The organism is Lactobacillus sp. ESL0225, assembly GCF_003692905.1.
Taxonomy (GTDB): domain Bacteria; phylum Bacillota; class Bacilli; order Lactobacillales; family Lactobacillaceae; genus Lactobacillus; species Lactobacillus bombicola.
In genome coordinates this window covers 24666-37917 of record NZ_REHK01000003.1, presented here as the reverse complement: position 1 = coordinate 37917, position 13252 = coordinate 24666, and the positions used below count along the sequence as shown (strand labels likewise).

Genomic DNA, 13252 nt, shown 5'->3' with positions numbered 1-13252 from the left:
TCACTTAAATGATATCCTCTTTAGCATTCTCCTTTAATAACTTCCAGCCAACATTAAAGTGTTGCTCACGCAATTGGCGCAATTCAGTATAATCACTACTTAAACTATCAATCGCATCTTGTAATTTTTTATTTTGCTTTCGCATTTGCGTTAATTCCGAATCGTTAACAACACCTTTAAGGTGCATTGTGGCAGCTATACTGCGCCTTCTTTGTTCAAATTCACCGCTAAAGGTTGCTAGAGCATTTTCATACTTAACTAATTTTTGATTAAGTTGGGCGATTTGTGCATTTAACTTGATAAAAAGTTCATAGGGCATATTAGATTTAATCCGATTGCATTCCTGACAAGACAAGATCAAATTGTCAAAATCATTATTATGTGATAAAGATACCGGATGCTTGTGGTCCACGCTATGCCCTCGCCGGCCGCAATATTGACAGCGATAATGGTATTTAGCCCGGATACGTTCACGATCAATAAAGTCGACTTCATTTAACTTAAAATCAACATTTAGCCCTAATTTATTTAAATTTTCAGCAAAAGTAAGATTTAATTGTGGAATAAATTCAATTTCCCCCACCTCACTAGCGATGAGCGCTTGATTAAACTCTTGCCGACTAAGTTGCTGCTGTGCTAATTCATTACTATCATAATCTTGAATAAAAGACTCGTAGCGCTTACGTTTATCTTTTGAATGCACTAAAAAATTTAGTTCTTGATCTTCATTATCTCGACCAACAAACCCATAGAGCAAAGCTTGAGCAAAAATAGCAATTGGTACATTACCAAAGTCCTCGGCTTTTGCTCCCCGTTGCAGACATTGATCACAAATACTAGTTAATTGCAGGTTCTTTGCTTCTTGATACTTGAAATGATTGGAATTAAGGCGCAGACCGCAGGCGCTACATTGAAATTTCACTTTAAGATATCTCCTTTAAGGCAAATAATGTCATTAATCTTAGCTCCATTTTAACCAACTTATGGCCATAAAAAAAGGATGGGTTACAAATGTAATCCACCCTTTTAGTTTATTTAATGCACACTACTTATTTTCGTCTGCTTTAGCCTTGTTCAAGAAAGCAACAACTGCTGCCACATGAGCAACGCGCTTTTTACCATTCTTCTTGTTTTTAGGTCTTTGGCTTGGTTCACAACCAGTGTTGTAATTTTCACCTTTACGCATAGTACTATACTTCCTTTCAGATTTCCGAAAATCTTTTACAGTTTACCACGAAAAGCCTAATCAAGCAAGGTTTGTCGCCAAGTACACTATGGATCAGTGCGTGACTAGTTAGTTATATATAAAAAAGCAGCCAGTGACTGCTCTTTATATTACTTATTAGTTATTTTTACTTACATTAATTGTAACAGCACCATCGATTACACCACTATCATCAGCCAAACTTAATGCTGCATCCTTTTGACTGACAATCAATCCTCCATCCAAATATTGCAATTCAGCTGAACTAGTATACATATCTAAGTCAGCATTATTGTCCACTTTAATTGGAAAATCCGGATCTGGTTGATTTAAAATTACAAATTGAAAATTGGCACCGATTGTACAACTACCGCCAATATCCGAATATTTATTGGAGCCGTCATTAAGTGCCAAAAGCACCACTTGCCCAGCAGCTTGTGCCTTTATTTTATCAGCTGCTTCAGGTTTAATATTGATTTTAATTGATTTAGAGTTATTCATGTTATCTTCCTCCTAATCCTTAATCATTTTCCTAAGTATAGGCTATCTTTTAACTGGAAGTCAAAGTTTATGTTTACGTGAATCCAATTGCTAATGAAAAGTTTTTATTGCGAACAAAGAAAAAAAGGCTCAAAATGTATATAGCAATATGATAGATGATTATAACTGTGAAAGGGGACATTTTATGTCCATCTTAAAAAAGATTTTTAGTGATAGAATCTTACAAATTACTATCGTGGTAACGATTATAAGTCTTTTCTTTGCTAGACCACGCTTAGAAGATATTAATTTACATACAATATTTTCTATCGCTACAATGCTAATCATCATTCAAATTTACGCTTACTTACATGTACTCGACGTCTTAGCGTATAAGTTGACTAGCATAACTGACAACATGAAAAAGTTAAACACATTGTTTACACTGCTTTCGATTATTTCTGGTATGTTTTTGGGTAACGATATTACTGCATTAACTCTAATTCCGTTATACTTAAATATTGCTAAAAGATGTGATTTACCGCAGATTTTACCAGTAACCCTAATCGGAATGGGCGCAAATATTGGAGCTGCTTTTACTCCTTGGGGTAACCCCCATAATATTTTTTTAGTTAGTAAATATTCGGTTAATGCAATTGAGTTCTTTTCTTGGTCATTACCTTATCTACTAGCTGCGTTAATAATTACCTTTGTTATTCTATATTTTATTCCCAAAACAAAAATACCAATGCAAAGTGCTAAACAAATTAATATTAGTATTCGGCCAACTGTAATTACTACAGCTGTATTCGCGCTATTCTTTTTAGGTGTTTTTAAAGTTATTAACATTATTATTCCGATGGTTGTCGCAATTATACTTGCTTTAATAATTAATCCAAAAATCTTACTAAAACTTGATTATGCACTACTTTTAACTTTTACGTGCTTTTTTATTTTTATCAGTGACATCCAACAAATTCCCTTAGTTGTTACCTTAATTCACACAATGATTAATTCAGAAAGTTCAACTTACTTTATATCAATTTTATCTAGTCAAATGATCAGTAACGTCCCAGCCACTATATTAGTTGGTAAATTCACACCATATGCTAAAGCACTATTTTTAGGATCAAATATTGGGGGCTTCGGATCACCAATTGGCTCTATGGCAAATATGCTAGTTTTGAAAACATTTACACAAAATGCAACTGTTTCTCGCAGTGAATTTTTCAAAAAATGGTCTATTATGCAATTTATTAGTTTAATTATTCTTACAGTTGTTGGTTGGATACTACTAATAGTTTAAGAAAACTTTCTTAATCCTTGGATTTAACTTATTATTATTAAAATCAGGTATAGTAAGTTATAATTAATAATAACTTATTAGGAGGAAAAATAATGTTCAATTTAACTTTAATTGCTATTATTGTTATCATATTATTAATTGCAATTTATATTACACTTTATAACGGCTTACAAAAAGCCAAAGTCTATACTGAAGAATCCTGGAGTCAAATTGATGTCCAATTAAAACGGCGTAATGACCTAATCCCTAACTTAGTCGAAACAACTAAGGGATACGCTAAACATGAACAAGAAACATTAGAACGCGTTGTTCAGTTACGCAATCAATTAACTAATGTACCTAGTGATGATCACGCTCAAACAATGAAAGTTTCAAATCAAATTTCAGATTCGTTAAAAACAATTTTTGCATTATCCGAAAACTATCCCGACCTAAAGGCAAATCAAAATTTCTTGAAGTTACAGGAAGAATTAACTAATACTGAAAATAAAATTTCTTATTCCAGACAACTTTATAATTCATCTGCTGCATCATATGACCAGAAACTCTTGACTTTCCCATCAAATATTGTTGCAAAAATACATGGATTCCAAAAAGTTGATTACTTGCAAACAAATGAAACTGAAAAAGAAGTACCTAAAGTAAAATTTTAAACAATAGGTTAGTGTTATGCTATTTGAACAAATCGCTCGCAACAAACGAAAAACAATAGTTATTATGACTTTGTTTATAATTATTTTAGCTTTAGTTGGCGCTGGTTTAGGCTATATTTTCGGTAATCGACCACTTTTAGGTTTGATTGTTGCCATTATCTTTAGCGTTATTTATATGCTAATTGTCTTACCTAATCCAGCCAATATGGTTATGAGCCTCAACCATGCGCAAGAAATAGATGAACAAAGTAATCCCCAATTATGGCATATTGTTCAAGATATGGCTTTAGTCGGTCGTGTACCAATGCCACGTGTTTTTATTATAAATGATCAAAGTCCTAATGCCTTTGCGACAGGTCGTGATCCTAATCATTCAGCAGTTGCAGTTACACAAGGGCTACTGGATATGATGAATCGTGAAGAACTAGAAGGCGTTTTAGGTCACGAAATTTCGCATATTCGAAATTACGATATAATGGTTTCTACTATTGCAGCTGTCTTAGTTGGTGTTATCTCTTTTCTATCAGGGATAGCCAGTAGATACATCTGGTGGATTGACGACGATGACCATGATAATAATGATAGCAACAATAGTTTGAACTTAATTTTTAAAGTTATTGCTATCTTGTTCGTCTTAATCCTCGGACCCATTTGTGCAAGTTTAGCCCAAATGGCATTGTCGCGAAATCGTGAATATTTGGCTGATGCTTCATCAGTAGAATTAACGCGTAATCCACAAGGTTTAATTTCTGCACTTAAAAAAATTGAAAATTCAGAGCCTATGAAAAAAGCAGACCCTAGTAGTGCCGGAATGTATATTGAAAATCCTCTACATCAACAGCATGGATTGACACATTTATTTGACACTCATCCCCCAACAGCAGATCGAATTGTTCGTTTAGAAAAAATGTAATTTTAAAAGGCACCTTTTAAAAGGCACCTTTTTAAAAGGTGCCTTTTAAATAACTATAAAATTAATTTTTCTTCTTAGACTTAAGACTAGTTAAACTAATCCCAGTTAATAATAAAACAATTCCCGCTACTAAAAGTGATAACTGGGATTGCTTATTTATACCAGTTTGCGGCAACTTGCCTGCAGAGTGATCGTTATTGGGATCATTAAGTCCCTTACCCCTAGTAGAATTGCTTGTAATCTTAGTCTTACTATCAGTCGGTTTTTTACCAGTCGGTAAACAATTTTGAGAATGTCCCTGCTGTTTATTACTTGACTTATCGTCTTTTGGAGGAATTACAGATTCATTACCCGTAGAATTAGTTTGTCCGTTCTTAGTATAAATATAAGTTACAATCTGTTCTACACTATCAAAAAATCCAACGGCATTAGTCGGTCGTGTCTTAAGTGTATAACCTGGAATTTCTTTAGCAGTTGAAATATAACCATCACCCAGATTTCCACTTAAAACTTCTTCAGCGGCAAGTGTGTTGCCATCTTCAGCTTGATATTTTACTATGACATTTGCACCTTTAATTGGTTCGCGTTTATCAACTACCGTATCTTTAGTATAAGTTAAAATTAAAATTCCATCTGCAACAGGAGTTGTAATTTCAATTAAATTATCTTTAGAATCGATTGGCTGATCAGCATATTGCGCTGACTTAAATGTATAACCTGGAATTTGGGGTACTTTAATTTTAGATGTCGAAATTACCTCATCCTTGAACGACGCAATTGGATTACCTTTATCGTCTTGATATTTTACCTTAACTGAATTAGTAGCAGTAGCACCTTCGTATACAGCTACAGCCGGTTTGGGGCTAGATGACAAAGAAGCTGCTGCAGCAACTTTAGTATTAGCAGTTAAAAAACTTAACGCTATAAAGGTAACAGCTCCCAATATTCTTTTTTTACCATCTTTAAAAATGCCTTTTCTTTTGCTCATATCTTGTGTCCTTTCGGCTACACCTATGTGATTTCAATTTAAAGTCATTAACAACCAATTATGCTATAAATATAACTTTGAAAGCGATTGTAGCATATGTATCCAGCAAGCAGAAGTTTATATATATATAATATAACAATAGTTATATAATAAAATTAACATACCGCTATTTTAAGTTGATATTCGCCTGTCTAAATAATTCTGTCCGCATTTGAACTGGCGTTTCATGATAATACTCGTTAAATTTTTTATAAAAAAAAGATTTACCACTATATCCTACTTGAGCAATAATATCTCTAACCGAAATATCAGGGCGTGCTAGTAAGGTACGTGCTTCCTGCATGCGTCTTTCATCAACATGCTCAACAAAACTTTTTCCAGTTTTTTGCTTAACTAAAGTTGAAAAATAATTAGGATTTAAACCAAAATGCTTTGCAGTTTGTTCCAAAGTAATATGAGCAAAGTTTTCATCAATATATTGATCTAGAGCTGTCTCAGCAAATTCATAGTTAACCAGTGGTAGAGCTGATAGCTTTTGATTTCTAATCGTTGTTAAAAATGCCATCATTAATTCTGCTCTAATCATTTCACTAGTAAACAAATTTTGGTTTAAATACTCATCAACGATTCTTCTCATCAGTTGGGTGGGTTTGGCTAATTTTGAATTTTTTAAATATAACAACCGCTCCGTCTTAAGAGATAACTTTATTTGGCTAACTATTTTCTGCTCGTCATCATTAAATTTAGCTATAGCATTGAGAAAATTTAAATGATTAGTAAATTCAAATTTAACGATTATATCTTCTTTAGTTTGCCTAGGAACATCATATTCACATTTTGGTTCTAAAAAAACGCTATTTCCTGTTGCTAAACGAATATTTTTTCCATTGATTTTTATGTTTATTGTTCCTGCCACCATAAAAATAATAGTTTGACGAGCAGTTTGATAGCGATGTAGACCAGTATTATGATTTTCAAGATAAATCGTAAATAGATCAAAAGTGCTATTAACTGGTTTGAGACATACCTCATTTGTATCAGTACTTATTGCTTGTAAAACACTCGCTAAATATTGTTCCAGCCTAGCTGCTGTCATACCTTCACCTTCTCAATGATTTTATATTATACTTTAATTATATATCAAAAGATTTGTTACTTATAAATTTTTAAAGCAAAAAAGTTTACTTTAATATCATGATCAAGATAGACAGCAAACCATCTTTTAGGTATAATGACACTAATCTTGGGGTGCCGATAAGGCTGAGAACATACCCACTGAACCTGCATGGATAATGCCAACGAAGGGAAAATCACTTGAATTTTACGTCATCTGGTATGAAGCCATGATGACTTTTTTTATACTTAGGAAATAAAATTGATTACTATTAAAAATTTAACTTTTACATATGACCTGCAGAATAAAATTTTAGATAACCTTAGTTTAACCATACCTACAAAAGAATTTTCATTATTAGTAGGACCTTCAGGCTGCGGCAAATCTACCCTACTAAAAATACTTGCAGCACTTTATCCCAAATATGCTGGTCAACTCACTGGGGAAGTTGATTTAAATGGCTTACGAGCTGCGATGCTGTTCCAAAATGCTAGTGAACAATTTACAATGTCTACTCCGCGAGAAGAAATTATCTTCGCTTTAGAAAACCTCCAAGTTGACCGTGAACAATATGCCCAACGTCTTAAATTGGCCGTTAAATTTACCCAGATTGACCATCTACTTGATCAAAAAATTAATACAATGTCTGGTGGTGAACAGCAACGAGTCGCACTAGCTGTTCTAGTAGCAATGGATGTAGATCTTTATTTACTTGATGAGCCATTTGCCAGTTGTGACCCAGATACTCGGCACTTTTTAATTAACAAATTAGCAGCTTTAAAAAAACAAGGGAAAACTATTCTCATTAGTGATCATCTTTTAAGCAATTATCAAAATATTTGTGACAATATATTTCAATTTCAAAAAAAAGTAATCACTAAGCTAAGTGCAGCAGCCAAAGATAACTTATTGCAAAAAAATAAAGATAAAAAAAATTATCATTTTGCTCTCCCTCAAAGTGAGCAACCCTGTTTTACTTTAACTAATACAAAAATTAGTGAAAATCGATTACTTTTAAACCAAAAGCACTTACAAATTATGGCTGGTAAAACCACCCTCATTACGGGAGCTAATGGCATTGGTAAAACTTCACTTTTTAATGCCCTTAGTAAAATGTTATCCTACGATGGTAGCTTGACTTATTATGACCATGAAATTAGCCAACTATCCGCGCGTAAATATTTGTGGCAAGTTGGGCAAGTTTTCCAAAAAGCTAGTGACCAATTTATTAATATTTCAGTTGCAGATGAGCTTAACTTGAGTAAAAAAAGTCCTAACAACCATTTCTTTACTGACCCAGAAATTAATAAAGCTTTAATTGCCTTGGAATTAGATCAAACCTTAGATCAAGCTGTCTATTCCCTTTCTGGTGGTCAACAAAAGAAATTGCAAATTTTATTGATGATCATTGCTAGTCAAGCTGTGCTCTTACTTGATGAACCGCTAAGTGGCTTAGATGATCATTCTGCTAAACAAATCATAAATTTATTAAAGGAGAACCAAGCTCGACAAGGGCAAACATTAGTAATTATTACCCACGACCTTACTAACATTGCGGAGTGGTGTGATTATCATCTTGTTTTTAAAAACCAACAATTAACCTATGTAACGAAATGAGGTGCTCGCATTGAATCCTGGTTTTAAGTTCTTTTTAGCAGTAATAGTTTCTTTAGAGATATCATTGACAACCAGCTTACCTACAAATTTAATCATTATTGGAATAGCAGTAGTTTATTTACTTTTTAATCATGTCAAAATCAAAAATTTACTTTTAACATTACTTTTACCATTAGTAGCAGCAACGACCATCTTTGCTACTCTGTACTGGTTTACACCTGAACCCAATTTACAGAACGCTCTTTGTTTAGCTAGTAGAATTTATGTCTACACTCTGACCATCTACTGCGTTTTTATTGGAACTACGACCACAGAATTTGCTCGTTGCTTTGAACAAAATTTTCATCTACCAAGTAAATTCGCATATGGCATTTTAGCAGCACTTAATCTTATTCCCCAAATGAAACAAGCAATTAAAAAAGTCCAAACCGCTGCAATGATGCGGGGAGTTTATTTAAGTTTTTGGTCACCTACACTCTACTTCAAAGCAATCTTAATTGCCCTCAATTCAGCCGAAAATTTAGCCCAAGCAATGGAGTCACATGGCTATGTTGAAGATGCGCCACGGACAACGATCGTGGCAATTCCAATAAAAATAAGTGATTGGATATATAGCAGTATTATTCTATTATTTGTTAACCTTGCACTACTTACTTTAAATTAAATAAAAAATAGCCATATAGATGATGCGAACCAAAATTAGGGCGCTTTATTAATTATTAACTGAGGACTAATTACCGGTATTTAATCGGAGTTGGTCCTTTTAGTTTGCTTTTAATTCTTTTCTGGTTGTAATACTCAATGTAGTCTCTGATTGCATCTTCTAGTTCATTAAGATTTTTAACTTGATTTTCAAAGCCGTAAAACATTACCCACTTGAGGGTTAAAGTCATTACTATAAATAGTGTAAAGTTAAGCCAAAATAGTTAGGCCGTGACATGCAAGAAACGCCAGCAAGTAATCAATATTAGATCTAACCTGATAACGCCAACTTAATTCAGGAGGAACAATTTAATATTCATGGCAAAGCCGATAGCTTGTAATTTTATCTTACTTAGATAATTTAGCCATAAAAATAACCCCCAAATTTGGGGGCACTTCATAGTTGATTGTTTTTTATTATCTTCTTATTTATGGTAAGGACTACCATTATTAATCATAAAACCGCGATAAATTTGTTCGATTAGCACCACCCGCATCAATTGATGCGGTAAAGTTAATTTGCCGAAGCTAAGTAAATCATCTGCCCGCTGATTTACAGCAGAACTAGTGCCCAGACTACCACCAATTACGAAAGTAAGATCTGAATGACCATAAGTCCCCAGTTTTTCTAATTCTAAAGCAAATTCTTCACTACTACGTTCCTTACCCTTAATCGCTGTAACATACACATATTCTTTACTTTTAATTTTAGCTAAAATCCTTTGTCCTTCAATTTCCTTAACTTGATTTTGTTCAGCTAAACTTAATTTTTCAGGCGCTTGCTCATCAGCTACTTGGATTAATTCTATTTTAGCAAATCGATTAAGTCGTTTTTGATACTCCGCAATTGCGTCCTTAAAATATTTTTCTTTTAACTTACCCACACAAATAATTTTTATCTTCATAATTTTTACTTTATCCCCAAATACCCATTCTTTCCACTGACTTTGTCCACAGCTGTGTACAAGCAAAATCTACATTTTGTGGTTATCAGACTAACTTTTATCATAACTTGTGTTAGCTGCTTTTTTTTTATTTTTTATTTTTAAATTACGCACATCTATTCATGGATAGTTGAAATTTACAAACTTTCTAGATAAGAATGGCGCTATCACCGTTTTTTTAGCTTTATTAGCCAAAAAATAAACTATAATATTTACACACAATTCACAAGTTTTCCACAAAGCTTATACGAAATTTTTGCTAATTTATGCACAATCCACAAAGTTTTCCACAGTTATCAACAAGATTTTAGCTCCCATTTAAAACTTGACAAAGATAAAAGACGAATATTACGATGTTCCGCATATTGATTATTAACAAAAAAGCTGTATTACCATCCAAATCAGTGTAGTACAGCTTTTAATAACTAATACATTTATTTTTCGAACTTAATCAGCCTGCAACTTTATATTTAACTTCATTTCATTACCATTACGATTAATCGTTACACTAACACGATCACCAACTTTATGATTATACAAAATACTGTGTAACGAAGCGACATCTGAAATAGATTGGTTGTCAACCTTAATAATAACATCACCAACTTTGATACCAGCTACACTAGCTGCACCTCTTTTAGTAACTTCTGCAATGTAAATTCCATCTTTTAAGTTAGACTTAATATTAAGCTGTTTACGATAGCTAGCTGGCATCCCTTGTAACGCAATAACTTTGACTCCTAATTGTGGTCGTACAATTTTACCCTTCTTAACTAGCTGATTAACAATTGTAACTACCTCATTTGAAGGAATGGCAAAACCCATTCCTTCAACAGATGTCCCATCACCAGATTGTGATAACTTCATTGAATTAATCCCAATAACCTGACCCGCAGAATTAACCAAGGCTCCACCAGAGTTACCTGGATTGATGGCTGCATCAGTTTGAATGACTGTCTGTTGATTAGCTGAAGAGGTGGTAATGCTTCGCGCTGGTGCGGAAATTATTCCTTGGGTGACGGTTGAAGCATATTCACTACCAAGAGGTGAGCCAACGGCTATTACCGTTTGCCCTGCCTGCAAACTCTTAGAATCGCCAAATTCAGCAATTTGTGTAGCGTAGCTAGCATCAATTGACAAAACTGCTAAATCAGTTGTTGCATCAGTACCAACAATGCGGGCATTAACTGTTTTTCCATTTGAGAGCATTACTTGAACTTTATCACTCCCAGAAACAACATGGTTGTTAGTTACAATATAACCTTTATTTCCTGACTTGGTGTAAATAACCCCAGATCCCTCACTATAAGTCTGCAACTTACCTTTATCCTTATTAGGATTATCGTCACCAAAAATATCAAACAAAGAATTACTACGTGTATTTTGTCGTTTCATATTAATTACCGAAACAACCGCTCCTCTAACACTGTTGTAGGCGGGCGTCATTGCCCCACTATTTCGGGCACTATTTTTTGAAGTTTTAGCACTACTGGAACTAATACTAGTTTGCGCATTATTGTTATAATTAGCATTATTAATTTGGTCAAGTGCCACATATGAGGCACCTCCCCCAATTAAACCCGCTACTATCCCAACAATAGCAGTTTTAAAAATACTATTTTGTTTTTCCATTATTTAGTTCTCCTTTAGTTATGTTTTAAATAATACTAATAAAGCTTGAACAAATATAAATAATTTAATTAAATTTGTATTAAGCTTGTTGGTGCACTCGCATTGGTCATGACAATTTTAACATCACTTGGTAAATTGGCATCACCGTTAACCATTATCTCTTTTGCTGCATCATAAGCTAATTTAGCTGTATTATTGTGCTGACTTAGGTGGGCCAAAAAGATATGCTTAGTTCTACTAGTAACCACGTCTAATAGCGCTTGACCCGCATCAAGATTAGATAGGTGTCCAACGTCTGACAAAATTCTTTGCTTTAATGACCAAGAATAAGGACCGTTACGCAGCATCAGATCATCATAATTAAATTCCATTAAGTAAGCATCACAATCAGCAATTACCGCTTTTATTCGCTGCGAAACATATCCTGTATCGGTTAAAAAGGCAATCCTTTTGCCGCCACTAGTAAAAACGTAATATTGTGGCTTAGCTGCATCATGACTAGTAGCAAAAGCTGTGATATCAAGATCACCAAACGTTTTAGTTTGACCAGATTCAATTACATTAATCTGGTCAACTGGTAGCTTACCGATTTTTTGACTTTCATTCAAATATTTCCATGTCCCATCATTTGCAAAAGCAGCTAATTTAGGATAGCGGCGCATCAATATGCCTAATCCTTTACTATGATCTGAATGATCATGGCTTAAAAAAACCATATCAATGTCATGGATATCAACTCCTATATCTTTTAATAGTTGCTTTGTTTTTTTCCCTGACAAGCCTGCATCCATTAATATTTTATGCTGCTTGGTCTCAATTAGACTAGTATTTCCCGTAGATCCGCTAGCTAAAACAGAAACACGCACATTAATTTCCTTCCTAATTTTTCTGAACATTGTACGAGCTACTTTGCAAAATTTGGGCAGTAAATGCATTAACTCGTTTTACAGTTATATTTTTGGTTGTTTTATTTTCTACTAAAATAAGCCATGTGGGTAACATAATCGTGTTGCCCCGAACTTCAGTCAATTTCGAGTATCCTAAATTAACCTTTAACACGCGTGAATTATTAGCAATTTCACGATCAGTATACATTGCTTTAACCGCATGCCAGGCACTAATAATTAACTGCGGTTCTCTTACTGCACTAATTGGTCCCATATAAGAAATTGTATAATCGATAATTTGATTATTCCGTACATTAATTGTTAATTGAGCATCATTATCATAGACTTGACCGTAATCCGTTTTTTGTACATAACAATAAGCATTTTCGCCAGACATACTTGGCTCATATTTAAAATTTTTACCATATGGTACACAAGTAGGATCGTTCTTAAAATCATCTAGTTGCTCAAGCATTTTTTTCCGATTACCTGAAAGTAAAATTGCCGATTGCGGTGTTGCAGATAGGCTGTTATCACTTTTTGAATAGTGAGTTGTCACTTGCGTTAAAGTACTTTCTTTATGCGAAAGATAATCGCGATTTTTAGCCGCCAAATAATAACCAGATTGTTGCTTACGCGAAATATGTAATGGAATATCAATCCCATCTGCCCGCATTTCAGACCGAATACTAGTTGTCGTTCCGGCCGTATTGCTTAGACTAATTGGTGAGCGCCACATTTCAATTCCAAGATACAAATCAATTAACAAAAATATAATTAAGATTAACCATTCGATTCTTTTTCGATCCATC

Annotated in this window: 15 protein-coding genes and 1 riboswitch; of the genes, 5 read left to right on the top strand and 10 right to left on the bottom strand. The window is 33.8% G+C overall.

The window, feature by feature from the left end:
* Positions 1-4: 4 nt before the first annotated feature.
* The 3 genes from F5ESL0225_RS00470 to F5ESL0225_RS00460 form a co-directional block, all read right to left on the bottom strand.
* Positions 5-922, bottom strand: a complete 918-nt coding sequence (locus F5ESL0225_RS00470; protein ID WP_122021145.1) for an HNH endonuclease — start codon at positions 920-922, stop codon at positions 5-7.
* Between the two features lie 123 nt (positions 923-1045).
* Positions 1046-1186 (bottom strand): hypothetical protein, encoded by a 141-nt coding sequence (locus F5ESL0225_RS00465; protein ID WP_122021144.1) that lies wholly within the window; start codon positions 1184-1186, stop codon positions 1046-1048.
* Between the two features lie 156 nt (positions 1187-1342).
* Positions 1343-1705 carry an iron-sulfur cluster biosynthesis family protein gene (locus tag F5ESL0225_RS00460; protein WP_118895811.1) on the bottom strand — a complete coding sequence of 121 codons (363 nt, stop codon included), beginning with the start codon at positions 1703-1705 and terminating at the stop codon, positions 1343-1345.
* 184 nt (positions 1706-1889) lie between these two features.
* On the opposite strand from F5ESL0225_RS00460, the gene F5ESL0225_RS00455 reads away from it, so the two are divergent.
* From F5ESL0225_RS00455 to htpX, 3 genes are all read left to right on the top strand, one after another.
* Positions 1890-2990 carry an SLC13 family permease gene (locus tag F5ESL0225_RS00455; RefSeq protein WP_122047643.1) on the top strand — a complete coding sequence of 367 codons (1101 nt, stop codon included), beginning with the start codon at positions 1890-1892 and terminating at the stop codon, positions 2988-2990.
* A gap of 92 nt (positions 2991-3082) precedes the next feature.
* Complete coding sequence (locus F5ESL0225_RS00450; protein ID WP_122047642.1) at positions 3083-3643, top strand: LemA family protein; 561 nt, start codon at positions 3083-3085, stop codon at positions 3641-3643.
* A gap of 16 nt (positions 3644-3659) precedes the next feature.
* A complete protein-coding gene (htpX, locus tag F5ESL0225_RS00445; RefSeq protein WP_090094097.1) occupies positions 3660-4556 on the top strand; it encodes a zinc metalloprotease HtpX in 897 nt (298 codons plus the stop codon).
* A gap of 61 nt (positions 4557-4617) precedes the next feature.
* Here htpX and F5ESL0225_RS00440 read toward each other — a convergent pair whose 3' ends face one another.
* Positions 4618-5544, bottom strand: a complete 927-nt coding sequence (locus F5ESL0225_RS00440) for a MucBP domain-containing protein (protein ID WP_122047641.1) — start codon at positions 5542-5544, stop codon at positions 4618-4620.
* Between the two features lie 166 nt (positions 5545-5710).
* Complete coding sequence (locus tag F5ESL0225_RS00435) at positions 5711-6640, bottom strand: helix-turn-helix transcriptional regulator (protein WP_122047640.1); 930 nt, start codon at positions 6638-6640, stop codon at positions 5711-5713.
* Positions 6641-6778: 138 nt separating this feature from the next.
* Positions 6779-6868: riboswitch (TPP riboswitch) on the top strand.
* Between the two features lie 51 nt (positions 6869-6919).
* Here F5ESL0225_RS00435 and F5ESL0225_RS00430 point away from each other — a divergent pair.
* Both F5ESL0225_RS00430 and F5ESL0225_RS00425 read left to right on the top strand, forming a co-directional pair.
* Positions 6920-8275 (top strand): ATP-binding cassette domain-containing protein, encoded by a 1356-nt coding sequence (locus tag F5ESL0225_RS00430; protein ID WP_122024324.1) that lies wholly within the window; start codon positions 6920-6922, stop codon positions 8273-8275.
* Between the two features lie 10 nt (positions 8276-8285).
* Positions 8286-8939, top strand: a complete 654-nt coding sequence (locus tag F5ESL0225_RS00425; RefSeq protein ID WP_122047639.1) for an energy-coupling factor transporter transmembrane protein EcfT — start codon at positions 8286-8288, stop codon at positions 8937-8939.
* A 70-nt stretch (positions 8940-9009) separates the two neighbouring features.
* Here the strand turns inward: F5ESL0225_RS00425 and F5ESL0225_RS00420 are convergent, their stop codons facing one another.
* From F5ESL0225_RS00420 to F5ESL0225_RS00400, 5 genes are all read right to left on the bottom strand, one after another.
* Positions 9010-9144: an IS3 family transposase gene (locus F5ESL0225_RS00420; protein WP_158592370.1), complete on the bottom strand. Its 135-nt coding sequence runs from the start codon at positions 9142-9144 to the stop codon at positions 9010-9012.
* A gap of 258 nt (positions 9145-9402) precedes the next feature.
* A complete protein-coding gene (gene rlmH, locus F5ESL0225_RS00415; RefSeq protein ID WP_122021138.1) occupies positions 9403-9882 on the bottom strand; it encodes a 23S rRNA (pseudouridine(1915)-N(3))-methyltransferase RlmH in 480 nt (159 codons plus the stop codon).
* Positions 9883-10368: 486 nt separating this feature from the next.
* Complete coding sequence (locus F5ESL0225_RS00410) at positions 10369-11553, bottom strand: S1C family serine protease (protein ID WP_118897563.1); 1185 nt, start codon at positions 11551-11553, stop codon at positions 10369-10371.
* Between the two features lie 68 nt (positions 11554-11621).
* Positions 11622-12419 carry an MBL fold metallo-hydrolase gene (locus F5ESL0225_RS00405; protein WP_122047637.1) on the bottom strand — a complete coding sequence of 266 codons (798 nt, stop codon included), beginning with the start codon at positions 12417-12419 and terminating at the stop codon, positions 11622-11624.
* Positions 12420-12432: 13 nt separating this feature from the next.
* Positions 12433-13251 carry a two-component system regulatory protein YycI gene (locus F5ESL0225_RS00400; RefSeq protein ID WP_090094107.1) on the bottom strand — a complete coding sequence of 273 codons (819 nt, stop codon included), beginning with the start codon at positions 13249-13251 and terminating at the stop codon, positions 12433-12435.
* Between the last annotated feature and the right edge of the window lies 1 nt (position 13252).